At 61.6% G+C, this 22612-nt stretch carries 19 protein-coding genes; 9 read left to right on the top strand and 10 right to left on the bottom strand.

Going from position 1 to position 22612, the window contains the following annotated elements; all coding sequences use genetic code 11:
- Window positions 1-8: 8 nt before the first annotated feature.
- From AC3IT6_RS25525 to AC3IT6_RS25535, 3 genes are all read right to left on the bottom strand, one after another.
- Window positions 9-995 (bottom strand): ABC transporter substrate-binding protein, encoded by a 987-nt coding sequence (locus AC3IT6_RS25525; RefSeq protein WP_150672692.1) that lies wholly within the window; start codon window positions 993-995, stop codon window positions 9-11.
- 389 nt (window positions 996-1384) lie between these two features.
- A complete protein-coding gene (locus tag AC3IT6_RS25530; protein WP_489353517.1) occupies window positions 1385-2755 on the bottom strand; it encodes an aspartate aminotransferase family protein in 1371 nt (456 codons plus the stop codon).
- A gap of 21 nt (window positions 2756-2776) precedes the next feature.
- Window positions 2777-4267, bottom strand: coding sequence for an aldehyde dehydrogenase (locus AC3IT6_RS25535; RefSeq protein WP_489353518.1), 1491 nt, complete (start codon window positions 4265-4267; stop codon window positions 2777-2779).
- 226 nt (window positions 4268-4493) lie between these two features.
- Between AC3IT6_RS25535 and AC3IT6_RS25540 the strand changes: the two genes are divergently transcribed.
- Window positions 4494-5417 carry a LysR family transcriptional regulator gene (locus tag AC3IT6_RS25540; RefSeq protein WP_489353519.1) on the top strand — a complete coding sequence of 308 codons (924 nt, stop codon included), beginning with the start codon at window positions 4494-4496 and terminating at the stop codon, window positions 5415-5417.
- Here AC3IT6_RS25540 and hrpB read toward each other — a convergent pair whose 3' ends face one another.
- Window positions 5418-7934, bottom strand: a complete 2517-nt coding sequence (gene hrpB / locus AC3IT6_RS25545) for an ATP-dependent helicase HrpB (RefSeq protein ID WP_489353520.1) — start codon at window positions 7932-7934, stop codon at window positions 5418-5420.
- 100 nt (window positions 7935-8034) lie between these two features.
- On the opposite strand from hrpB, the gene AC3IT6_RS25550 reads away from it, so the two are divergent.
- Entirely contained in the window at window positions 8035-8454 is a 420-nt protein-coding gene (locus AC3IT6_RS25550; RefSeq protein ID WP_489353521.1) for a polyribonucleotide nucleotidyltransferase, read from the top strand.
- A 41-nt stretch (window positions 8455-8495) separates the two neighbouring features.
- Entirely contained in the window at window positions 8496-9392 is an 897-nt protein-coding gene (locus tag AC3IT6_RS25555; RefSeq protein WP_223449056.1) for a cation diffusion facilitator family transporter, read from the top strand.
- On the opposite strand, the gene AC3IT6_RS25560 is transcribed toward AC3IT6_RS25555, so the two are convergent.
- The gene (locus AC3IT6_RS25560) at window positions 9386-10435 is read right to left on the bottom strand and encodes a DUF6515 family protein (RefSeq protein ID WP_489353522.1); all 1050 of its coding nucleotides are present in this window, start codon (window positions 10433-10435) and stop codon (window positions 9386-9388) included. The genes AC3IT6_RS25555 and AC3IT6_RS25560 overlap by 7 nt on opposite strands.
- Window positions 10436-10872: 437 nt before the next feature.
- Between AC3IT6_RS25560 and AC3IT6_RS25565 the strand changes: the two genes are divergently transcribed.
- Both AC3IT6_RS25565 and AC3IT6_RS25570 read left to right on the top strand, forming a co-directional pair.
- Entirely contained in the window at window positions 10873-11352 is a 480-nt protein-coding gene (locus tag AC3IT6_RS25565; RefSeq protein ID WP_007937367.1) for an Lrp/AsnC family transcriptional regulator, read from the top strand.
- A 213-nt stretch (window positions 11353-11565) separates the two neighbouring features.
- A complete protein-coding gene (locus tag AC3IT6_RS25570) occupies window positions 11566-11775 on the top strand; it encodes a DUF2788 domain-containing protein (protein WP_007937369.1) in 210 nt (69 codons plus the stop codon).
- On the opposite strand, the gene AC3IT6_RS25575 is transcribed toward AC3IT6_RS25570, so the two are convergent.
- The 4 genes from AC3IT6_RS25575 to AC3IT6_RS25590 form a co-directional block, all read right to left on the bottom strand.
- Entirely contained in the window at window positions 11770-12405 is a 636-nt protein-coding gene (locus tag AC3IT6_RS25575; RefSeq protein ID WP_489353523.1) for a pseudouridine synthase, read from the bottom strand. The genes AC3IT6_RS25570 and AC3IT6_RS25575 overlap by 6 nt on opposite strands.
- A gap of 70 nt (window positions 12406-12475) precedes the next feature.
- On the bottom strand, window positions 12476-13975 hold the full coding sequence (gene amn / locus AC3IT6_RS25580; protein WP_191624916.1) for an AMP nucleosidase: 1500 nt from the start codon (window positions 13973-13975) through the stop codon (window positions 12476-12478).
- Window positions 13976-14172: 197 nt separating this feature from the next.
- A complete protein-coding gene (locus AC3IT6_RS25585; RefSeq protein WP_489353524.1) occupies window positions 14173-15822 on the bottom strand; it encodes an acyl-CoA dehydrogenase family protein in 1650 nt (549 codons plus the stop codon).
- Window positions 15823-15917: 95 nt separating this feature from the next.
- Window positions 15918-18281, bottom strand: coding sequence for a 7TM diverse intracellular signaling domain-containing protein (locus tag AC3IT6_RS25590; protein WP_489353525.1), 2364 nt, complete (start codon window positions 18279-18281; stop codon window positions 15918-15920).
- A gap of 304 nt (window positions 18282-18585) precedes the next feature.
- Here AC3IT6_RS25590 and AC3IT6_RS25595 point away from each other — a divergent pair, with 304 nt between their 5' ends.
- The 4 genes from AC3IT6_RS25595 (at window position 18586) to AC3IT6_RS25610 (ending at window position 22129) form a co-directional block, all read left to right on the top strand.
- Window positions 18586-19383 carry a hydroxymethylpyrimidine/phosphomethylpyrimidine kinase gene (locus tag AC3IT6_RS25595; protein WP_057713171.1) on the top strand — a complete coding sequence of 266 codons (798 nt, stop codon included), beginning with the start codon at window positions 18586-18588 and terminating at the stop codon, window positions 19381-19383.
- Between the two features lie 31 nt (window positions 19384-19414).
- Window positions 19415-20038, top strand: coding sequence for a thiamine phosphate synthase (thiE, locus tag AC3IT6_RS25600; RefSeq protein ID WP_489353526.1), 624 nt, complete (start codon window positions 19415-19417; stop codon window positions 20036-20038).
- A gap of 28 nt (window positions 20039-20066) precedes the next feature.
- A complete protein-coding gene (gene hemL, locus AC3IT6_RS25605; protein ID WP_489353527.1) occupies window positions 20067-21350 on the top strand; it encodes a glutamate-1-semialdehyde 2,1-aminomutase in 1284 nt (427 codons plus the stop codon).
- Window positions 21351-21574: 224 nt separating this feature from the next.
- Window positions 21575-22129 carry a tetratricopeptide repeat protein gene (locus tag AC3IT6_RS25610; RefSeq protein ID WP_223449063.1) on the top strand — a complete coding sequence of 185 codons (555 nt, stop codon included), beginning with the start codon at window positions 21575-21577 and terminating at the stop codon, window positions 22127-22129.
- A gap of 68 nt (window positions 22130-22197) precedes the next feature.
- Here the strand turns inward: AC3IT6_RS25610 and AC3IT6_RS25615 are convergent, their stop codons facing one another.
- Entirely contained in the window at window positions 22198-22527 is a 330-nt protein-coding gene (locus AC3IT6_RS25615; RefSeq protein ID WP_008052403.1) for a DUF1820 family protein, read from the bottom strand.
- Window positions 22528-22612 lie beyond the last annotated feature (85 nt).

Below are 22612 nucleotides of genomic sequence, written 5' to 3' on the forward strand. Positions count from 1 at the left end.
GCAGCCTCCTAGAGCGGGGTGACGAAACGGTTGTCGATCAGGTCGTCATTGCTGACGTTGTAGGGCTTGCCTTGCAACTCGCTGGCGGTCTCGTTGGCCAGTTTGATCAACGGTGCGCTGTCACCCGGTTTGCCCGGCGAGCCCAGCAGTTTTTCGCTCATGGCCTGATCGTAGAAACGCACGCCCTGGGCGGCCGCTTCCATTTCCTTCGGATCGGCCAGGTAACCGCCGACACCCTTGGCCATGATTTTGTAGGCTTCCTGTGGATGATCCTTGGTGTACTGCACGGCTTTGTACAAACCGGCCACCAGGGCCTTGACGTCTTCCGGCTGCTTTTCGATCACGCTGCAGTTCAGTGCGACCACATCGACGATCACCCCCGGTGTGCTGCTGCTGTCGATCAGCACCTTGCCCTGTTTCTTGTCACGAACCATCGACAAGTGTGGTTCCCAGGTCACGGCGGCGGGTACGCGACCGGCGATGAACGCAGTGGCGGCATCGTCGGCCGTCATGTTTTGCACGGTGATGTCGCTCATGCTCATGCCGTGTTTTTTCAGCAGATAGGACAGCCAGAACTGCGAGGTCGAACCTTCGTTGACCGCAACGGCCTTGCCCTTGAGCTCCTGCAGGCTCTTGACATCCTTGCCTACCAGCACGCCGTCGCCACCATGGCTGTCGTCCAGCGCGGCCACGGCCTTGAAGCAGAATTGCGGACGGTACTTGAGCACCTCGTCGATGGTCGACGCCGAGCCGGACAACTCGCCGGACGCTTGTGCGGCCATGTACATCGCCGCTTCTTCGACCACCGGCAACTCGACGGTCAAACCGTTTTCCTTGAAGTAGCCAAGGTCCTGGGCCAGGTACAGGGTGCCGTAGCCGACCCAGGTGGTATGACCGATGGACAGGGTGCCGGCCTGGGCGCTGGTGGCGACCGTCGCGGCGATGGCGGTGACCGCCAGTGGATGGGCAACGCGGGTAAGCAAGGACTTGATCATGGAGCACTCCCAAAGCTGTTGATTTAGTTTTGTCATGGGCAGTACGGCGAGCCCTGAATCGGCTGCAACCTGTGGTCTCTCTGGGACCCTTCGGCGGGCAGCATTCGGCGGGCTGGCGAGATCGATGTTGGCCCAAGGGCGGGATTAGGAAAATGAGGAAATATGTGGATGCGAACGATGAAAAAACTCGTTAGCGCGCACCGCGAAAGGGCGCTGTGGGCAGGGATGCCCGAGGTGGGTGCAAGGCGTTAAAAATGTGTTGAATGGGCCATGGCATTCGCGAGCAAGCCCGCTCCCACAGGATTTGTGCCGGCCGCAATATTTGGGCATTACACATAACCTGTGGGAGCGGGCTTGCCCGCGAAGAGGCCCGCAAGAGCGCTACAAAGTCAGAGCCGACCGTATTCCTGCGCCGTACGATCCAGCGCTTTCAGGGTCTTGCCGATCAGCTCATCAATCTCTTCACGACTGGCAATCAACGCCGGCGCCATGATCATCCGGCCCAAGGTCGAGCGAATGATCACCCCTTCTTCGAAGCCGATCGTACGGCAACGCCAGGCGATGTCGTTCTCGTTGGCGAAACGCTTGCGAGTGGATTTGTCTTCGGCCAGTTGCAGCGCCGCGACCATGCCGGTGCCCTGGATGTCACCCACCAGCGGGTGCTTGCCGAACACTTCGCGCAGGCACTGTTGCAGGTATGGGCCGATGTCGTCCTTGACCCGCGTCACCACGCCTTCATCACGCAGCGCCTTGAGGTTGGCAATCGCCACCGCCGCCGCCACCGGGTGTCCGGAATAGGTCAGGCCGTGGGCAAACACGCCGCCCTGCTCCACCAGCACCGAGGCCATTTTCTTCGACAGGATCAGGCCGCCCATGGGGATGTAGCCCGAGGTCAGGCCCTTGGCGATGGACAGGGTGTCCGGCTCGAAACCGAAGTACTCGTGGGCGAACCATTCGCCGGTACGACCGAAGCCGCCGATCACTTCATCGGCGCACAGCAATACGTCGTACTTGCGGCAGATGCGCTGGATTTCCGGCCAGTAGCTTTCCGGCGGGAAGATCATCCCGCCGGCGCCCTGGAACGGTTCTGCGATGAAGCCCGCGACCTTGTCCGCACCCAGTTCGAGAATCTTCGCTTCCAGTTGCTGTGCCGCGCGCAGACCGAATTCGGCTGGGGTCAGGTTGCCTTCGTGGGCGAAGAAGTACGGCTCGTCGATGTGCTCGATGTCCGGAATCATGCCGCCCATTTCGTGCATGAACTTCATACCGCCCAGCGCCGTCGCGGCCAGGGTCGAACCGTGGTAACCGTTCCAGCGACCGATCATGATTTTCTTCTCGGGCTTGCCGAGCACCTGCCAGTAACGACGCACCGTGCGGATCAACACCTCGTTGGCTTCGGAACCGGAGTTGGTGTAGATCGCGTGGCTGTAGTGAGCCGGCAGCAGGCTGAACAGCAGCTCGGACAGCTCGATCACCTGCGGGTGAGTGGTGTGGAAAAACATGTTGTAGTACGGCAGCTGTTCCAACTGTTGCGAAGCCGCAGCCGCCAGGTCCTTGCGCCCGTAACCGAGGTTGGTGCACCACAACCCGGACATGCCGTCGAGGTAACGCCGGCCATCGTTGTCCCACAGGTGCAGGCGTTCGCCACGGACCATCACCCGTGGCCCTTCGTCGTTGAGGGCTTTCTGATCGACGAACGCATGGATGTGGTGCGCAGCGTCGGCGGCCTGGTAGTCGCGGGTGTCACGTGGTGTGGTCATCGCCAGTTCTCCGTTTTGTTATCAGCGCAATTGAAACCAGGTGGTCTTCAACTGGGTGTATTTATCGAATGAATGCAGGGACAGGTCGCGGCCGAAACCCGACTGCTTGCCGCCGCCAAAAGGCACGGTCACGTCCAGCGCATCGACGCTGTTGACCGACACCGTACCGGCCCGCAATTGTCGCGCCACACGGTGGGCGCGGTTGAGGTCGTCGGTCCACAGCGAAGCCGCCAGACCGTAGACGCTGTCGTTGGCCAGTTGCAAGGCGTGGGCCTCGTCGTCGAATGCCGTGATCGCCAACACCGGGCCGAACACTTCATCGCGAAACAGCGGCATGTCCGGGGTCACACCGGTGAAAATCGTCGGCTGGATGAAGTTGTCCGAGCCGTTGAAGATCGACTGCCGACCACCACAAACTTTGGTCGCACCTTGCTGTTCGGCCTGCTGGATGAACTTCATGATGCGCGCGGTCTGCCGGCTGTCGACGATGGCCCCGGCGGCGCTCGACGGGTCCAGCGGATCGCCCGGCAACCAGCGTTCGGCCTGGGCCTTGAGGCGTTCGACAAACTCGTCATGGATCGAGCGTTGCACCAGCAACCGCGAGTTGGCCGAGCAGACTTCGCCCTGATTGAAGAAGATGCCGAACGCGGCTTTTTCCGCAGCCAGATCGAGGTCCTGACAATCGGCGAACACCAGGTTCGCACTCTTGCCGCCGCACTCCAGCCACACCTGCTTGAGGTTCGACTGAGCCGAGTACTGCATGAAATATTTGCCGACTTCGGTGGAGCCGGTGAACACCAGGCAATCGACGTCCGGGTGCAGGCCGAGGGCCTTGCCGGTCTGCTCGCCGAGACCCGGCAGTACGTTGAGTACGCCTGCCGGAATCCCCGCCTCCAGCGCCAGCTCAGCCAGGCGCAGGGCGGAAAACGGCGACTGCTCGGCCGGTTTGAGGATCACCGAGTTACCGGCGGCCAGGGCCGGGGCGAGTTTCCACGCTGCCATGTCCAGGGGGAAATTCCACGGCACCACGGCAGCCACGACGCCCAAGGCTTCGCGAGTAATGGTTGCCAGTACGTTCTGCGCACTCGGCGCGACCTGATCGTAGAGTTTGTCGAGGCTTTCGGCGTACCAGCAGAACACGCCAGCGGCACCCGGCACGTCGATGTTGTAGGCGTCCGTGACGGGCTTGCCCATGTTCAGCGAATCGAGCAGCGCCAGCTCTTCACGGTTTTCGAGGATCAGGTCGGCCAGGCGCAATAGCACTTGCTTGCGTTCGGTCGGCGAGCGCGCAGCCCAGGTGCCAGCCTCGAAGACCTGCCGTGCATTGTGCACCGCCGCGTTCACGTCTTCTTCGCCGCAGGCCGCCACGTTGGCCAGGCATTGCCCGGTGGCAGGGTTGATCGCGGCGAAAGTCTGCCCCGACTGCGCCGCGCGGCGCTGGCCGTCGATCACGGCCTGGTCGGGAAACCGCAGGGAAGCGGCCTTGCGTTGCCAATACTCAAGCTCGAACACGTTCAGATGCTCCAGAGGACATTCTTGTGTATTGGATAGTCGCTCAGGCCCAAGCGGTGGAAAACCAGTAAAAATGTGTTCGCAGGCCAAGAAAAAACTACGTAGCCAATCTCCCTTCTGGCGCAGCATGTGGTTATTGTTCAAACACAACAAATCGCTACCCGAGCGGATAGGGGTGGCGCGCAAATTGCCAGGATGCCTGATCCGTTCTCCCCCGAGGTTTGCTGTGGCTGCCTACAATCTGCGTCAACTGAAATACTTCATCACCACCGTCGAGTGCGGCAGCGTCGCCGAGGCCTCGCGCAAGCTGTACATCGCCCAGCCTTCGATCTCCACGGCCATCAAAGGGCTGGAAGACAGTTTCGGCGTGCAACTGCTGATCCGCCATCACGCCCAGGGCGTGTCGTTGACCCCCAGTGGTGCACGCTTCTACCGCAAGGCCCAGGAACTTCTGCGCATGGCCAAGGAATTCGAACAGAACGCCCTGGCCGACAACGACGTGGTGTCCGGGCAGATTGATATCGGCTGTTTCGAAACCGTCGCGCCGCTGTACCTGCCACAATTGATCGCCGGGTTTTCGGCGTTGTACCCGGGGGTGGAAATCCGCATCCGCGATGGTGAGCAGCAGGAGTTAGTACAGGGCCTGACCTCCGGCGCCTTCGATCTGGCGATCCTCTATGAACACGACCTCGACGGCACCATCGAAACCGAACCGCTGATGCCGGCGCAACGACCCTACGCGCTGCTGCCGGCGGATCACCGCTTTGCCCAGCAGGCGCAAGTGTCGCTGCGGGATTTGTGCCTGGAGCCGATGATTCTTCTGGATGTGCAGCCGAGCCGGACCTATTTCGTCAGCCTGTTCGATGAGCTGGGCCTGACGCCGCGCATCGCCTTCAGTTCACCATCGATTGAGATGGTGCGCGGCATGGTTGGCCAGGGGTTTGGTTTTTCGATACTGGTGACCAAGCCGCATTCGGAGTGCACCTACGACGGGCAGAAAGTCGTGTGCGTGGACATCGCCGAAGACGTCACCGGATCCGGGCTGGTGGCGGCATGGCTCAAGCGCGGGCAACTGACCAAACCGGCGCAGTTGTTTGCGGACTATTGCCGCGAACAACTGACCGCCAAGGCTGAAAGACCTGCCTCATAACTACTTTCGCGGCTTTATCCGCGCGGTGGCTTCGGCCACCAGCGGATCATCCGGCCAGTAATGCTTCGGATAACGCCCCTTCAAATCCTTCTTCACCTCGGCATAGGTGCTGCGCCAGAAGTTGGCCAGGTCCTGAGTCACCTGCACCGGCCGCCGCGCCGGGGACAACAGATGCAGTTTGACCACTTGCCGCCCCCCGGCAATGCGCGGGGTCTCGGCCAGGCCGAACAATTCCTGCAAACGCACCGCCAGAATCGGCGGCTGTTCGCTGTAGTCCAGACGAATCGAAGAGCCCGACGGTACGCTCAAATGATGGGGCGCCAGTTCGTCCAGCCGCTGCGGCAGCGGCCACGGCAGCAGGTTACGGACGATGCTCGACAGGTCCAGATTAGCGAAGTGACTGAGCCGCGAAACCTTGCCCAGATACGGCATCAGCCAATGCTCCAGACTCTTGAGCAACGCCGCGTCGCTGACATCCGGCCACTCGCTCTCGCCCTTGCCGGCGAGGTCCAGCTGCCGTAACAAGGCGACCCGCGCCTGCCACTGACGCAGCTCCGGGTTCCACGGCAACAGCTCCAGGCCTTTGCGCCGCACCAGGTTCACCAGCGCCTGGCTGCGGGCGGTTTCGTCGAGGCCGGTCAGTGGCTCGCGACTGAGGATCAGTTCGCCAACCTTGCGCTGACGTTCGGCCCGCAGCACGCCTTCACGCTCATCCCAATCCAGTTGATCGACGCAGCGCACCTGCTCGGCCAACACTGAATCGAAGAGCGCCGGATCGAAGTCCGTCGCCAGATAAATCCGCTCCTCACGCTGGCCCTGGCGACTGCCCAGATCGGCGATCACCAGCCACGCTTGCTTCATCAGGCTGTCGGTCTCGGCGAACAGTGCGGCACGTCCGTTGGCCAAACGATACTCCGCACCACCGGCGCGCCGTTGCTGGGCGACGCGGTCGGGATAGGCCAGCGCCAGCAACGCGCCGAGCCAGCGCGGGTGATCCGGATCGCTGACCGGCTCCGTCGCTTTGCCGCGCAGGTAACCACGATACTGCCGCGCCAGTTGCCGTGCGCGCTGCACCCCGCCCTGGGCACCCCGTGCGGCGCGCTCTTCGCCAGACAGCAATACCAGTCGGCTGTGCAAGTCCGCCCCGGCGCCGCGCAAGATATCGCGCTCGCCGAGCAGTGCCGCGACATCGCAGGCCATGTCCGCCAGTCCCAGCGCCTGGCCGCGCAACAGTAAATGCGCGATGCGCGGATGCGCCGGCAGTTCGGCCATGGCCTGACCATGACGGGTCAGCGCTTCACCCTCCAGCGCCCCCAGGCGTTCGAGCAGATCCTGGGCCTGTGCATAAGCGGCGGCCGGCGGTACGTCGAGCCACACCAGTTGCCCGGGCGTCACGCCCCAGCGTCCCAGTTGCAAGGCCAACCCGGCGAGGTCCGCCGAAAGGATTTCCGCACTGCCATAGGCCGCCAGTTGCTCGTGCTGATCCTGGGACCACAAGCGATAACACACGCCGGGCTCCAGGCGCCCGGCCCGGCCCGCGCGCTGGGTGGCGCTGGCCTTGGAAATGCGCTGGGTGTCGAGACGGGTCATGCCACTGCCGGGATCGAAACGCGGCACCCGTGCCAGCCCGGCATCGATCACCACGCGCACGCCATTGATGGTCAAACTGGTTTCGGCGATGTTGGTGGCCAGCACCACTTTGCGCTTGCCCGCCGGTGCCGGATCGATCGCGGCCCGTTGCGCGACGAGGTCCAGTTCTCCGTGCAACGGGCACAGTAGAACCTGAGTGTTTTCGCCCAAGGCATCGGCCAGTTGCTGATGCACGCGGCGGATTTCAGCCTGCCCCGGCAGGAACACCAGCACGCTGCCGGTCTCGTCGTTCAAGGCTTCGAGGATGGTCTGCACCAGACGCGGCTCGATGAACTCACCGGCCTGAAACGGCCGACCCCAGCGCATCGCCACCGGGAACATGCGTCCTTCGCTACGCAGGATCGGTGCGTCGTCGAGCAACCCGGCCAAGCGTTCGCCTTCGAGCGTGGCCGACATCAAGAGGATTTTCAGCGGCTGATCGTCACGAAACAGTTCGCGGCCATTGAGGCTCAGGGCCAGCGCCAGATCAGCGTCGAGGCTGCGTTCGTGAAACTCATCGAAGATCAGCAGGCCCACGCCATCGAGCGCCGGGTCGTCCTGCAAACGCCGGGTGAGGATGCCTTCGGTGACCACTTCGATACGGGTGTTGGGGCCGACCTTGCTGTCGAGCCGAATGCGATAGCCCACGGTTTCGCCGACCTTCTCCCCCAACTCACTGGCCAGCCGCTCCGCCGCTGCACGCGCGGCCAACCGGCGGGGTTCGAGCATCAGGATGGTCTGCCCGGCCAGCCACGACTCGTTGAGCAAGGCCAAAGGTACGCGCGTGGTTTTACCGGCACCGGGCGGCGCTTCGAGCACGGCTTCGTGGCGTGTAGCGAGGGCTTCACGCAGGGCGGGTAAAACTTCATCGATCGGCAAAGAAATCATGCTGGCTCCCAAACAGAGCGGCGAGTATAACGGCGAACTGTTTGGCGTAGTCTGGGCTCTAACCAGTAACGTTCTTGGCGTTCTACTCAGGAGATTTCATATGCGTGTTCCCTTTCGCCTGATTGGCGGTGTTCTGGTCGCAACCTTGCTGACTCAAGTGACCGCCTGCGGTTCGATCTTCTATCCGGATCGCCGTGGCCAGATCGAAGGCAAGATCGACCCGGCCATCGCCGCGCTCGACGCCGTGGGTCTGCTGTTCTACATCATCCCCGGCCTGATCGCGTTTGCCGTGGACTTCGCCACCGGCGCGATTTACTACGCGCCGGGAGAGACCGCACAAGTTGCACCGGAAAAACTCAAGGAAGCCATCGGCGCCGACGGCAAGGTCGATAACCGCAAGTTGCAGACTATTCTGGAAAGCGAACTGGGCCGTAGCTTCCCGCTGGACGATCCACGCCTGATCCAGAGCAAAGGCAGCGCCCAGCAACTGGCGATGTTCGGCCTGCAACCCGCCGCGTAATCCCTACGCGCGAAAGGACTCTCCAAGGAACGATGGCCTCTATGACCTCCAGCTCCGAACACGCCCGCCTGCTGCGGCTGGCGACCCGTGCCTCGGTGGCGGTGGCGTGCATCCTGATCGTCGCCAAAGCCATCGCCTGGTGGCTGAGCGGCTCGGTGAGCATGCTCGCCGGGCTCACCGACTCGACTCTCGACGGCGTCACGTCATTGCTCAACCTGCTGGCGGTGCATTACGCCCTGCGCCCCGCCGACAATGATCATCGCTACGGGCACGGCAAGGCCGAGTCGTTGGCGGGCATGGCCCAGGCGTTGTTCATAGGCGGCAGTGCGGTACTGATTGCATTGCAGGCCATTGATCGGCTCAAACATCCGGAACCGGTCGGCGCGCCGTGGATCAGTATCGGCGTGATTGTGTTCTCCCTCGTCCTGACCCTGGCCTTGCTGATGCTGCAACATCGGGTGATCAAGGCCACGGGCTCCAACGCCGTGCGTGCCGACTCGCTGCACTACCGTTCGGACCTGCTGCTCAACGGCAGCATTCTGATCGCGCTGGTGTTGGCCGGGTTTGGACTGCATCAGGTCGACCCCTGGTTCGGTCTGGGAATCGCCGTCTACATTCTGTGGAGCGCGGTGCAGATTGCCCGAGAGAGCTTCGCGGTGTTGATGGATGAAGAACTGCCGCCGGAAGTCAGCCAGCACATGCTGGAATTGGCGTGCAGCGTGCCCGGCGTGTTGGGTGCCCATGACCTGCGCACGCGCATCTCCGGCAACCAGTGGTTTGTGCAGTTGCATCTGGAGCTGCCGGGGGAACTGACGCTATCCGTTGCCCACGGCATCAGCGATCAGGCTGCCGCAGCCATTCACAGCGCCTACCCGCGAGCCGAAGTACTGGTGCACGCCGACCCGAAGGAAGTGGTGAAAGCCGCCCGGGATCAGTAGGTCACCTGATAACCGCGACTGCTCAGGCAGTTGCCCTGGGCCTGTCGGTAGGCTTGCACCACCGACGGGTCTGGCTGGTAAGTGGCGGTTCGTGGATCGAAACCACTCTGCTGCACCGCGTATTGATAACACTCGTAACCATCCCGACTGACCTGCTCCGGCGATTGACCGTTGGCTGGATACGCCTCCACGTCATAACCATTACTGGCGGCTGGTGGTTGCGACTGCGGTTGACCAACCGGCGGCTCGACCACAACGTAGTCCTGAGTGCTTTCTTGATAGGCGTAATACGAACCGGCCGCGAGAAACAGCAATACCCCGCCGATCCACACTTGCTGGGCGTAATCGGGCAGGTATCTGACGCGAATCCCGCGCGGTGGCTCTACCACCTCATAACGCGGGCCCAGCGGGCGATACCAGTAGCCACCGGAATAGTAGTAATCCATGCCACGGTAAGGCACGCGGAAGTTGCGCTCGGGGAAGCGATCGATCACTTGGCCGGGGCGATACCTGGGGCCTGGCCCCCAGCTGTTACCGTATCCACTCGGGCGCCCCTGCCCGTAATTGTCATAGGACGGTGCGACTGTGTAGCCATTCCTGCGCTGGTTGTAATCGTTGCGACGCGGCTGGTCCTGATAGTAACCGCGCTGCGGCTGCTGGCTCTGGCGCACGGTGTCGGGCCGGGGCTGGATTGGCATGTCAGTGGCAGGCATCTGCGGCATGGGTAGCGGCGATCGCACCTGGCTGTTGAAATCCGGCGCTGGAAGGTTCTGCCTCTGGTCATTGCCCTGACGTTGATTCTGGCCGTTGTGATCGTACTGGCGATTGTCGTTGTTTTGCGCACGGGGCTGATTCTGCTGCTGGCCATTTTTCGGGTGTGTCTGGTTGCTGCCACCATGGCCCTGGTTATCGCCCTGATGCCCACCCTGGCCGTGTTGCCCGCCATCATGGCCACGGTTTTGCGGCTCATCGGCCATCGTTTGCGCGGTGACACTGACACACAGCAAACCAACGCCGGCCAAACGCCAGATGCGCGACTTCATGCTTTTCCTCATTGAGGGTTAGGGCCTGTACATAAGACTGGGAAAGCAGAGGTCGGTTCTGCGACAGGTTATCTGTCACGCAACTTATTTATTGAGGCCAGCGGGTCAAATTCCACGCAAGAAAAAGGGGAGACCCGTCGGCCTCCCCTTAGAGAACTTCGTCCTGGCTCGACACTTGTGGCGTCGGCTCACCTCACGCCGTCTTCTGGACAGTGTGTAGCTCGGGGGCCGACACATCCCCGGTGGGGGTGGCGACCGCGGCGGGCCTGATTCGGCGAGCCGCACTGGACTGTTTGTCCGAGCAGTGATTCTGGTGATAAGAATAGGCCGGGAGCACCGGCAGGGGATTGCGAAGATTGCTGAATTAAACATCACTTGCGCAATTTTTAACCCCGGATACATAATCCTCCGCAATAGTTACGACAAAGGACCGTTTGATGAGCAAGCTCGACCGTTATGACCTGAGTATTCTGGCGGAATTGCAGCGCGACGCACGCATTTCCAACCAGGAGCTGGCCGAGCGCATCGGCCTGTCGCCTTCGCCGTGCTCGCGGCGGGTCAAGCAACTGGAAGACGACGGCTACATTTCCCGCCAGGTCGCCCTGCTCGACCGCAAGATGCTCGGCCTGAGCCTGACCGCTTACGTGTTGATCGGCATGGACCGTCACACGCCGGAGCGTTTCGAGAATTTCGAAGCGGCCATCCGCACCCTGCCCCAAGTGCTCGAATGCAGCCTGGTGACCGGGATGGATGCCGACTATCAACTCAAGGTCGTAGTGCCGGACATGGATCACTACCAGAAACTGTTGCTGGGGCATCTGACGCGGATTGAAGGCGTGACCAGCGTGCGCTCGAGTTTTGTGCTGAATCAGGTTTTGAATAGCACCGAACTGCCTTTGACTCATCTGCGTAGCTGAAGGCGCCATCGCGAGCAAGCTCGCTCCCACAGGGATCTCACATGCGCTGGAGATTCATTGTGGGAGCGAGCTTGCTCCGGGCGGCGTTCCGACGATGGGGCCGGCACAGGCGACGAATGACTGCGACACACCGACACAGGTCAATACAGCGCGAACCCGCGCAGGCGTATACTCCCCGCGCCCTTTTAGCCACGCCCGCGCTGGAGATGTTCGATGGATCCTGCCGTTTTCGAAGAGTGGATGATGACCGGACTGGTCAGCATCCTGATCATTTTCATGGGTTTCATCGTCTGGGATCTGGCGAAGAAGTCCAAGGCCGGGCGCTTTGGCTCGTTCATTCTGTTCTTCGTGCTGGGCCTGGGCGTGGCGGCGTTCGTGATCAAGAGCGTGGTGATCGGCCTGATCGAATCCGGCACGTTATAAGCGCGCCGGCACTTCTTTCCACTGTCCCTGATCGAGTCCTTCGATCGTCCAGTCGCCGATTCTGACCCGTACCAGGCGCAAAGTCGGTAACCCGACCGCCGCGGTCATGCGCCGCACCTGCCGGTTGCGCCCTTCGCGAATCACCAACTCCAGCCAACTGGTCGGCACGCTTTTACGAAAGCGCACCGGCGGATTGCGCGGCCACAGTTCAGGCTCGTCCAGTTGCCGCGCCTCGGCGGGCAGGGTCATGCCATCGTTCAACTCCACGCCATCGCGCAAACGCTGCAACTGCTCGGCGTCCGGCTCACCCTCGACCTGCACCCAATAGGTCTTGGCCAGCTTGTGTTTCGGGTCGGCGATCCGCGCCTGAAGCTGGCCGTCGTTGGTCAGCAGCAACAAGCCTTCGCTGTCACGGTCCAGCCGTCCGGCCGGATAGATTCCCGGTACATCGATGTAATCCTTGAGGGTCGCGCGCCCTTCGCCGTCGCTGAATTGCGTCAGCACATCGAAAGGTTTGTTGAACAGGATCAGCTTCGGCTCGGCCGGTGGTGCCTTGGCGACACGGCGCGGGGCTGAAGGTGAAGGTTTCGCGCCAGGGCGACGGGAAGTTGGACGAGGTGGACGCGACATGGGCAAAACAACATCTAAGGGTCAGGGCTGCTAATGCTAGTAGCCCGACCGTTAAATGACCATCGACAAATCAGCGGAACGGCGGCTCGTCGAAGCTGCGCAGTTTGCGCGAGTGCAGTGAGTTGAGTTCGGTGCGTAACAGATCCACCGCCTCGATACCGATCTTCAAGTGCTGGCTGACCGCGCGCTCATAGAAGGCGTTGGCCGAGCCCGGCAGCTTGATTTCGCTGTGCAGCGGCTTGTCCGATACGCACAGCAACGTGCCGTACGGCACCCGCAAACGATAACCTTGCGCTGCGATGGTGCCGCTTTCCATGTCCACCGCCACGGCGCGGGACAGGTTGATCAGCGGTCGTTCCTGCGCCCAGCGCAGTTCCCAGTTACGGTCGTCGTAGGTCAGCACGGTACCGGTACGCAGGCGTTTCTTCAGTTCGTCGCCCTTCTCGCCGGTGACGTTGGCCGCCGCTTGCTGAAGCGCGAGTTGCACTTCGGCCAACGCCGGAATCGGAATGTTCGGCGGCACTACCCGGTCGAGAATCCCGTCGCGACGCATGTAGGCATGCGCCAGCACGTAATCGCCAATGGTCTGCGACTGACGCAGGCCGCCGCAGTGACCGATCATCAGCCAGCAATGCGGGCGCAGCACGGCCAGGTGGTCGGTGATGTTCTTGGCGTTGGACGGGCCGACACCGATGTTGACCAGGGTCACACCGTGGCCGTCACTGGCGATCAGGTGATAGGCCGGCATCTGGTAGCGGTGCCAGACCACCCCGGCGGCAATCGCCGAAGCTTCGCCGTGATCCATGCTTTTTTCGATGATCACGTTGCCCGGCAGGACCATGCGCACAAAACGCGGATCGCTGCGCAATTGTTCCAGGCCATGGACGATGAACTGGTCGACGTAGCGGTGATAGTTGGTCAGCAGGATCCACGGCTGCACATGACGCCAGTCGCTGCCGGTGTAATGCACCAGTCGGCGCAGGGAGAAATCCACCCGCGCGGCATCGAACAGGGCCAGTGGCAGCGGATCGGTATTTTCCCAATCGTACAAACCATCGGCAATGCCGTCGGTCGCCGCCGACAGGTCGGTACTCGGGAACACCCGCGCCAGCACGGCGGCGGTGACGCCGGAACCTCCCAGCTCATCGCCCTGCTCGACCACATACGGATACGGAATGTTCTGCTGACTGACACCGACTTCGACGGTCACGGTGAAGTCGTGCATCAGCGGAACGAGCTGTTCCAGCAGGTATTTACGGAAAGCCGATGGATGGGTGACGGTAACGCTGTAGGTGCCCGGCAGCTGGACCTTGGCGTAGGCTCGGGTGGTCTGCGGGACTTCGCCCTGGCAGTGGTAGGTCAGTCGCAGTTCGGGATAACGGAACAACGCTCGCTGTTCGGCATCAGGCTCGACGCGATCCTTGAGGTAACGCTTGAGCGCCTGACTCAGCGCGGTGGTTGCACGATTGTGCAAGTGTGCAAGCCGGTCCACGGCTTGCTCGGCGGTTTGAACGACAATAAAAGCTTCGGTCACGATCAGCATCCTGTGTTCTGACTTGCAGACCTTCATCTTGCCTGCATCGTCGCTTCACGGGAACAGTGGCTTACTTAATGGCGGTACCTCAATTTATTCAGCGCAGACAAACCCTGTGGGAGCGGGCTTGCCCGCGATGACGGTAGACCAGTCAATATTTTCAGTGACTGACCCGACGCCTTCGCGAGCAAGCCCGCTCCCACATGGGTCCAGTGGCAATCATGCAATCGTGATCAGAAGCCTTGTGGAGTCGAGCGGGCGACAATGGCTTTCACATCCAGGCCGCGTGGCAATGCGCCATACACTCGGCCGCCACCATCCAGACGACTTGCAATAAACGCATCACTGACCACCGCATTCCCTGCTTCCAACAACAACTTCGCCTGCAACCCCAGCGCGATGTCTTCAGTCAGTTGGCGGGCACGGTACTGAATGTCGCTGGTGTCCTTGAAGGCCGCCTGCAATTGATTGATGTGCGCTGCCAGGCGCTTGTCGCCATGGCCATCGCCCAACTCGCTGAACAGCGCATCGAGCACACCCGGCTCTTTCGACAGGGCCCGCAGCACGTCGAGGCACTGTACGTTGCCGGAACCTTCCCACGTCGAATTCACCGGTGCCTCGCGGTAAAGCCGCGGCAGGATGCTGTCTTCGACATAACCCGCGCCACCCATGCATTCGGCCGCTTCGTTGATCATGGCCGGCGCCCGCTTGCAGATCCAGTATTTGCCCACCGCAGTCACCAGCCGGGCGAACTTGGCTTCCTGCGAATCGTCCAGATGATCCAGCGCCCGCCCCATGCGCAGGCTCAAGGCCAGGGCGGCTTCGCTTTCCAGCGCCAGATCCGCCAGCACGTTCTGCATCAACGGCTGTTCGCTGAGCAGCTTGCCGCCAACCGAACGGTGAGCGCAGTGATGGCTGGCCTGAGTCAGCGCCTGACGCATCAGCGAACTGGAACCGACCATGCAATCGAAGCGGGTCATGGCGACCATCTCGATGATCGTCGGAACGCCACGGCCCTCTTCACCGACCATCCACGCCAGTGCGCCACGGAACTCCACTTCGCTGGAGGCGTTGGAGCAATTGCCGAGCTTGTTCTTCAGGCGCTGGATATAGAACTGATTGCGCGTGTCGTCCGGACGATGGCGCGGCAGCAGGAAACAGGTCAGGCCCTTGTCGGTCTGCGCCAGGGTCAGGAAGGCGTCGCACATCGGCGCCGAGCAAAACCATTTGTGCCCGACCAGTTCATAGGCCTGGCCCGGACCGCTGGCACCGACCGGATACGCCTTGGTGGTATTGGCCCGCACATCGGTGCCGCCCTGCTTCTCGGTCATGGCCATGCCGATGGTGACCCCGGCCTTGTGGGCCATGCCGACGTTGCGCGGGTCGTATTCGGTGGCGAGGATTTTCGGCAGCCACTTTTCCGCCAGGTCCGGTTGCAGACGCATGGCCGGAACGCTGGCGAAGGTCATGGTCAGCGGGCAGCCGCTGCCGGCCTCGGCCTGGCTGTGTAAGTAAGTCATGGAAGCGCGGGCCACATGGGCGCCGTCCTGCGGGTGCGCCCAGGGCAGCGAGGTCAGGCCGTGTTCGACCGCCGTGCGCATCAATTGGTGATAGGCCGGATGAAATTCCACCAGGTCGATGCGATGACCAAACCGGTCATGGCTGTTGAACACCGGCTTGTTCTGATTGGCGAGGAACCCGGCCTCCATCAACGGGCCACCGGCCAGCGCGCCATAGGCGTCGATCCGCGATTCGGCCCAACCGGCCCCGAACCGCCGCGACCATTCCTGCAACGGCAAGTCGATGCGGTACAGGTTGGCGCCGTCCAGTGACGGTGGCTGGTTGGTGACTTCGTGGGTTTCGGCGAACTGATGCAGGTTCATGACAGGGCTCCTTTGGTCGGCCAAGGGACTTCAGTTAAGCACCGCCCCCCGGCTGAACAAAGTGTCATATGCGCCTAACTGTCGGCGCTTTCGCCCTATTGCGAGCAGAGCACACGGCGGTAGAGCGCGGCCTGCAAGTCTTCGAATTTCACCGGCTTGCTCAAGTGATCAATCACCGCGCCGATCGAGCAGCGCTCACGGTCACCGCCCAGAGCGATCATGAACAGCGGCAGTTCGGTATAACCCGGCAACGCGCGGATCTGGCAGCACACCGACTCACCGTCCTGCAGCGGCAACTGACAATCGACCAGCACTGCGTCAAACACTTCGCGCTGCAAGAGATCGAGCGCAACGTAGGCGCTATCGGCCGTACGCACGCGGAACCCCAGCTTGAGCAACATACCGCGCATCACCAACTGGCTGATGCTGTTGTCATCCACCAACAGCACCGCACAATCCTGAGGCAAGCGCAGGCGCGGAAAATCCCCGGTCATCAACGGCGTCACCGGACGTTCGGCCACCGCCAGCCCAACTTCCACATCCAGCTGAAACCGGCTGCCGCGTCCTGGCTCGGTGCGATGCGTCAGGCGTCCACCCAGCAACTCGATCAACTGTCGGCAAATCGCCAGACCAACACCCAGGCCACCGTATTCACGGGTCATCGAGCCATCGAGCTGGAAGAACCGTTGATACATCGTGGCCTCCCCCAAATCGGTGAAACCAATACCCGTGTCGATCACCGCAAAGGTCAACGCCAGCCGGTCGGGCTCAATGGCCTTGCCGATCACCCGCAAGGCCAGGCCGCCGATCCGGGTGAACTTGATGGCGTTATCCAGCAGACATTCCAGGCACTGCGCGATCTTGACGTTGTCGCCGTGCAAACGATCCGGCACACCTGGCGCGACATCGACCTTGAAGTCCAGTGACTTGCCCGATGCGTTGCCCTCGAACTGCGTGCGCAGTGCCTCGACCATACCGCGCAAACTGAAGGTGTCGGCCGAGGCCTTGAGTTTGCCGGCCTGCAACTCCGTAAGGGTGAGGATGCCGTTGACCATGCGCATCATGTCCCGCGCCGATCCCGAAGCCGTTTGCTGATACTGCTCGAGCTCCGGGTCCATCTCGACCGTCTGCATCAGCTCCAGCGAACCGATCACCCCGTTCATGGGCGTGCGCAGTTCGTGGGTCAGGGTGGCAAGGAATTCGTCCTTGAGCTTGTTGCTGCGAGCCAGTTGCTGGTTGAGGACTTCAAGCTTCTGACTGGCGTCGAACAGCGTTTGCGCCTGCTGCTCGCGCATGTCGTTGATGCGGTCGGCCAGCGCCAGGGACAGCAAGGCCACTTCGATGGCCGAGCCGATCTGGCTGGAATACATGGTCAGGAACACGTTCGGCAGGTAGCCCAGCACCATCAGCGTATTGACGATGCCGCCGAGCAAAAACGCCGACCAGGCGATGATGAAATACCGCGCCACGCGCAGGCCCCGCAGCCAGGCAAAGATCCCGGCGGCAAAAATCACCACAGTGAATGCCAGCGCCAGGGCCGTGGCCAGGCGCAAGGCCAGGGCGTAGCTGGTCATCAATGACAGGCCGACCACCAGCGCACCGAAGGCAACCAGCGCCAGCAACAAGCGGTCGAGCCAGCGACTGTGGGTAGAAATCTGCAAGAAACTGCGGGCGAACTGACTGCCGAACAGTCCCGCACAGCCGATGAAAAACGGCGTCGCAGCATTGGCCCACCACGGACTGTCCGGCCAGAAATACTGCACGGCCGCACCGTTTACCGACAGCTGATACAAACCGAACGAGGCGATATAGAAGATGTAGTAGAGGTAACTGGTGTCGCGCACGCTGAGGTAGATGAACAGGTTGTAGACCAGCATCCCCAGCAGCACGCCATAGATCAGCCCCAGTACGTAGAGGCGCAAGGGCTGCTCTTCGAGGTAGGCGGTGCTCGACCACAAGGTGACCGGTGCCTGGATCGAGCCTTCGCTTTGCAAGCGCAGGAATACGGTTTCGGCCTGGTCAGGTTTGAACGTCAGGTCGAACAAATAGCTGTTCTGATGAATCTCGCGACTGGCGAACGGCAAGGCATCGCCGGTCTGCCTGACCAACTGATAGTTGCCGGCCGCATCGGGCAAATAGAGATCGAGATGATCGAGGGGCGGATAGGCCAGTTCCAGCAGCCAGGTCCGTTGCGCCGCCGGATTGACCGGACGGTAATGCAGGTCGATTTTCAGCCAGAACACTGAACGCGAGTACCCGGCGTTGAGCGTGTCTTTGTGGTGCGGCTTGAAGTTGCCGGCCGCCGCTTGTGCACGGATATCCGCGATGGTTGCCTGACCACCTGCGTCCTCATAGACCTGCAGGGTACGGCCCAAGGGGAGGCTTTGAGTGGACTCATCGAACTCGACGGCGTTTGCCAGGAGGGGCAAACACAACAGCAACATCAGCAAATAGTGCATTGAAGCCCCAGCGTGGCCTGTCCGGTTCTGTCAGGAAGCCCCCCATTCCTTTTGAGCAGACGTAAAACCGGTATCACCTGTTATTGGTTTGGATCCACTTTAGCATAGCTGTTGATAGCCATTAAACACCATTGAAATTTTTCCTGAAAAGGCTCTAGAACGGGCGTTCCAGCGATATCAATGAACGATTATCAATGGCAGGGAAATCACTGTGGCGAGGGGACCCGTCCCCTCGCCACAATGTATCGATCAACTGCACTGCCACAACACCCGCAAAACAGGTTTGGTGGTAAGCTCGCGCACCATGAATATCTACAGCTCTCGCCCCGTTGTCCTCTGTCTCTCCGGCCACGACCCAAGTGGTGGCGCCGGCTTGCAGGCAGATATCGAAGCCCTGCTCGCTCAGGGTTGCCATGCGGCTCCGGCCGTCACCGCGCTGACCGTGCAAGACACCGTCAATGTCACTGACTTCCGCGTCCTCGACCGTGAGTGGGTACTGGCCCAGGCCAATGCCGTGCTCAACGACTCCGAAGTCGCTGCGGTCAAACTGGGCATGCTCGGTTCCCTGGAAATGGTCGACACCGTGGTCGAACTGCTTTCGGCGCACCCGCATTTGCCAGTGGTCTGCGACCCGGTGCTGCGCGCCGGCGGCGGCGGACGCCTGGGCAAGGACGAAGTCGGCTATGCCATGCGCGAACGCCTGCTGCCTTTGTCGATCATTGCGACCCCCAACCTTCCCGAAGCCCGCATCCTCGCTGAACTGCCAGAAGGCACCGCGGACGAGTGCGCTGAAAAACTCTTGCCGTTCGTCAAACACCTGCTGATCACCGGCGGCCATGGCGACGAAACCGAAATCCACAATCGCCTGTACAGCCGCGACGGCTTGCGCGAAACCTTTACCTGCCAGCGCTTGCCGGGCAGCTATCACGGTTCCGGCTGCACCCTGGCCAGTGCGCTGGCCGGTCGTCTGGCCCAAGGCGAAAACCTCGCCAGTGCCGTGCAGACCGCGCTTAACTACACATGGCGGACCCTGCGTGATGCCGAGCAGTTGGGCAAAGGCCAGTTTGTGCCGCGACGATTGCCACTGGATTTCTGTTCGTAACTTCTATTTGTAATGCGGTGAGGCTTGCCCGATGAAACTACGTGGCCTGTACGCCATTACCGACAGCCATTTGCTGGACGGTAAGTTGCTCAAGTACGTGGAGGCGGCGCTGGAAGGCGGCGTCACCTTGCTGCAATACCGCGACAAGAGCAGCGACGAGGCCCGCCGCCTGCGTGAGGCCGAAGCCTTGCGCGGGCTGTGCGAACGCTACAAGACGCAGTTGATCATCAACGACGACGCCGAATTGGCGGCACGTCTGAACGTGGGCGTGCACCTGGGCCAGACCGACGGCCCGCTGACTCCGGCCCGTGCACTGCTCGGGCGTCAGGCGATCATCGGTTCGACCTGCCACGCGCAGCTCGAACTGGCCGAACAGGCCGCCAAGGAAGGTGCCAGCTACGTCGCCTTCGGCCGCTTCTTCAATTCGAACACCAAGCCCGGCGCACCGACCTGCAGCCTTGACCTGCTCGACCAGGCCCGCAAGCAATTGCACCTGCCGATCTGCGCGATCGGCGGCATCACCCTGGATAACGCCGCCCCACTGGTGGCCCATGGCGTCGATCTGCTGGCGGTGGTGCATGGCCTGTTCGGTGCCCAGAGCACGGCTGAGGTGACCCGCCGTGCCCGCGCCTTCAATGAATTGTTTTCTATTTAAGCTTTAAATCTGATTTGAGAGCCCGATCATGTCTCGTTCCGAAACGCTGTTTGCCAATGCCCAGAAACACATTCCCGGTGGCGTGAACTCGCCGGTTCGCGCGTTCAAGAGCGTCGGCGGCACGCCGTTGTTCTTCAAGCACGCTGAAGGCGCCTACGTCACCGACGAGGACGACAAGCGTTATGTGGATTACGTCGGTTCCTGGGGTCCGATGATCCTCGGCCACAGCCATCCAGACGTGCTGGACGCGGTGCGCAAGCAGCTTGAGCACGGCCTGTCCTACGGCGCCCCGACCGAGATGGAAACGCAGATGGCCGATCTGGTCTGCTCGCTGGTGCCGTCGATGGAAATGGTGCGCATGGTCAGCTCCGGCACCGAAGCGACCATGAGCGCCATTCGCCTGGCCCGTGGCTTCACCGGCCGCGACAGCATCATCAAGTTCGAAGGCTGCTACCACGGTCACTCCGACAGCCTGCTGGTCAAGGCCGGTTCCGGCGCACTGACCCAGGGCGTACCGAGTTCGGCCGGTGTACCGGCGGCATTCGCCAAACACACCCTGACCCTGCCGTTCAACGACATCGACGCGGTAGAAACCATGCTCGCCGAAGTCGGCCAGGACGTGGCCTGCATTATCGTAGAGCCAGTGGCCGGCAACATGAACTGCGTGCCGCCGGCACCGGGTTTCCTCGAAGGCCTGCGGACCCTGTGCGACAAGCACGGCGTGGTGCTGATTTTCGACGAAGTGATGACCGGCTTCCGTGTCGCCCTCGGCGGTGCCCAGGCGCACTACGGCGTGACGCCGGACCTGACCACCTTCGGCAAGATCATTGGTGGTGGCATGCCGGTCGGCTGCTTCGGTGGCAAGCGCGAAATCATGCAGCGCATCGCCCCGCTGGGCCCGGTCTACCAAGCCGGCACGCTGTCCGGTAACCCGCTGGCGATGGCTGCCGGCCTGACCACCCTGCGCCTGATCAGCCGCCCGGGCTTCCACGCCGAGCTGACCGACTACACCACTCGCCTGCTCGACGGCCTGCAACAGCGCGCCGATGCGGCCGGCATTCCGTTCGTGACCACCCAGGCCGGTGGCATGTTCGGCCTGTACTTCAGCGGTGCCGACGACATCGTTACTTTTGATGACGTCATGGCCAGCGACGCAGCCCTGTTCGGCCGCTTCTTCCACCTGATGCTCGAAGGTGGCGTGTACCTGGCACCGAGCGCATTCGAAGCCGGTTTCACTTCGATTGCCCACGGCGAGGCTGAACTGCAGCTGACCCTGGACGCCGCCGAGCGCGCCTTCGCGGCCTTGAAGTAACGCTCAAATGCTGACGCTGGCCCTTGCCAGCGTCAGCTTTCGCCTGCATCCCCACGTTTTTCCCTACTCATCTGCTAATAATCCCCCGCAAAGTGGGCGATAAATTTCCCGCGCAGCAGAAAAACGAGTAAAGACTTTGTAAGGTTGCCCCTGCTTATTTCATAATGCGCGCTTATTGGATCCCTCGATGGGTCCGCGCGCCCTTCAGAGGTAAGTCGATTCCCATGAACCGCACCGGCCGCACCCTTGCACTGGGCTGCCTGTTGCTTCTTCAGCCCCTGCTCGCGCACGCACAAGCAGGCGGCAACTCGTTGTTAATCCCAGCGATGGGTCGCTGCACCCTCAATACCCAGCCGCAAGACCTGGAACAGGCGCTCGCCGCCTGCCAGAAAGCGTCGGAAGAAGGGGATGCGCAAGCGCAATACGAGTTGGGTGAGTTCTACTACGAAGGCAAAAACACCCCGCGCGACCTCAATCAAGCCCTGAGTTATTTCGAAAAGGCCTCGCTGCAAGGCCACGCCCAGGCGCAATTCAAACTCGGCACCATGTTCTTCCACGGCGAAGGCGTGCCGGCCAATAATGTTCAGGCGTACATCCTGCTGAAGATGGCGGCGGTCAACGGCGCCGAAGATGCCCTGGACACCGCCGACGAAGTCACCGAAAAGATGCCCCGCGAAGAACTGGAGCTTGCTACCCAGGTGCTCGGGCAAATCTTCCGTAAATATTTGATGGAATTGCAGAGCGCTGACGGGCGTACGCCGTTTTCGCCACTGCCTTGACAGCGACTCGGTCCCCTGTGGCGAGGGGGCTTGCCCCCTCGCCACAAAGCTCACCACACCACAGAGGCTTACTTCTCAGGCATCGGCATCGGAAACGGCATGACATTGCCGACCGCGCCACGGGCTTCGCTGATTTTCGGTGTTCCCATACGCTCGACTTCGTCGATACGCACGATCGAATGCATCGGCACAAAACTGCGCACCACGCCTTCGAACTGAGCCTTGAGCTTTTCTTCGCTCGGATCGACGACCACTTGCGTGCGCTCGCCAAAGACGAACTCTTCCACTTCCAGAAAGCCCCACAGATCACTTTGATAGATCTGCTTGGCGTACATTTCGAACACCTGGCCCTGGTTGAGGAAAATCACCTTGTAGATTGGAGCTTCACGTTTGGTCATGGCAGGCGAAACACATCGGGGGATAAAAATGAGGGCGCGAACTATAGCATAGCCATCGGACGCGCAGCGGTAGGAACCTGGGTAC

Source organism: Pseudomonas sp. KH_017, assembly GCF_057840285.1.

Coding starts and splice junctions, on each gene's coding strand:
- AC3IT6_RS25570 (WP_007937369.1), top strand. CDS start 11,566: ATGGATCCTGCCGTTTTCGAAGAGTGGATGATGACCGGACTGGTCAGC.
- AC3IT6_RS25615 (WP_008052403.1), bottom strand. CDS start 22,527: ATGACCAAACGTGAAGCTCCAATCTACAAGGTGATTTTCCTCAACCAG.
- thiE (WP_489353526.1), top strand. CDS start 19,415: ATGAAACTACGTGGCCTGTACGCCATTACCGACAGCCATTTGCTGGAC.
- AC3IT6_RS25525 (WP_150672692.1), bottom strand. CDS start 995: ATGATCAAGTCCTTGCTTACCCGCGTTGCCCATCCACTGGCGGTCACC.
- AC3IT6_RS25555 (WP_223449056.1), top strand. CDS start 8,496: ATGACCTCCAGCTCCGAACACGCCCGCCTGCTGCGGCTGGCGACCCGT.
- AC3IT6_RS25565 (WP_007937367.1), top strand. CDS start 10,873: ATGAGCAAGCTCGACCGTTATGACCTGAGTATTCTGGCGGAATTGCAG.
- AC3IT6_RS25610 (WP_223449063.1), top strand. CDS start 21,575: ATGAACCGCACCGGCCGCACCCTTGCACTGGGCTGCCTGTTGCTTCTT.
- AC3IT6_RS25585 (WP_489353524.1), bottom strand. CDS start 15,822: ATGAACCTGCATCAGTTCGCCGAAACCCACGAAGTCACCAACCAGCCA.
- amn (WP_191624916.1), bottom strand. CDS start 13,975: ATGAAGGTCTGCAAGTCAGAACACAGGATGCTGATCGTGACCGAAGCT.
- hrpB (WP_489353520.1), bottom strand. CDS start 7,934: ATGATTTCTTTGCCGATCGATGAAGTTTTACCCGCCCTGCGTGAAGCC.
- AC3IT6_RS25575 (WP_489353523.1), bottom strand. CDS start 12,405: ATGTCGCGTCCACCTCGTCCAACTTCCCGTCGCCCTGGCGCGAAACCT.
- AC3IT6_RS25550 (WP_489353521.1), top strand. CDS start 8,035: ATGCGTGTTCCCTTTCGCCTGATTGGCGGTGTTCTGGTCGCAACCTTG.
- AC3IT6_RS25595 (WP_057713171.1), top strand. CDS start 18,586: ATGAATATCTACAGCTCTCGCCCCGTTGTCCTCTGTCTCTCCGGCCAC.
- AC3IT6_RS25560 (WP_489353522.1), bottom strand. CDS start 10,435: ATGAAGTCGCGCATCTGGCGTTTGGCCGGCGTTGGTTTGCTGTGTGTC.
- hemL (WP_489353527.1), top strand. CDS start 20,067: ATGTCTCGTTCCGAAACGCTGTTTGCCAATGCCCAGAAACACATTCCC.
- AC3IT6_RS25590 (WP_489353525.1), bottom strand. CDS start 18,281: ATGCACTATTTGCTGATGTTGCTGTTGTGTTTGCCCCTCCTGGCAAAC.
- AC3IT6_RS25530 (WP_489353517.1), bottom strand. CDS start 2,755: ATGACCACACCACGTGACACCCGCGACTACCAGGCCGCCGACGCTGCG.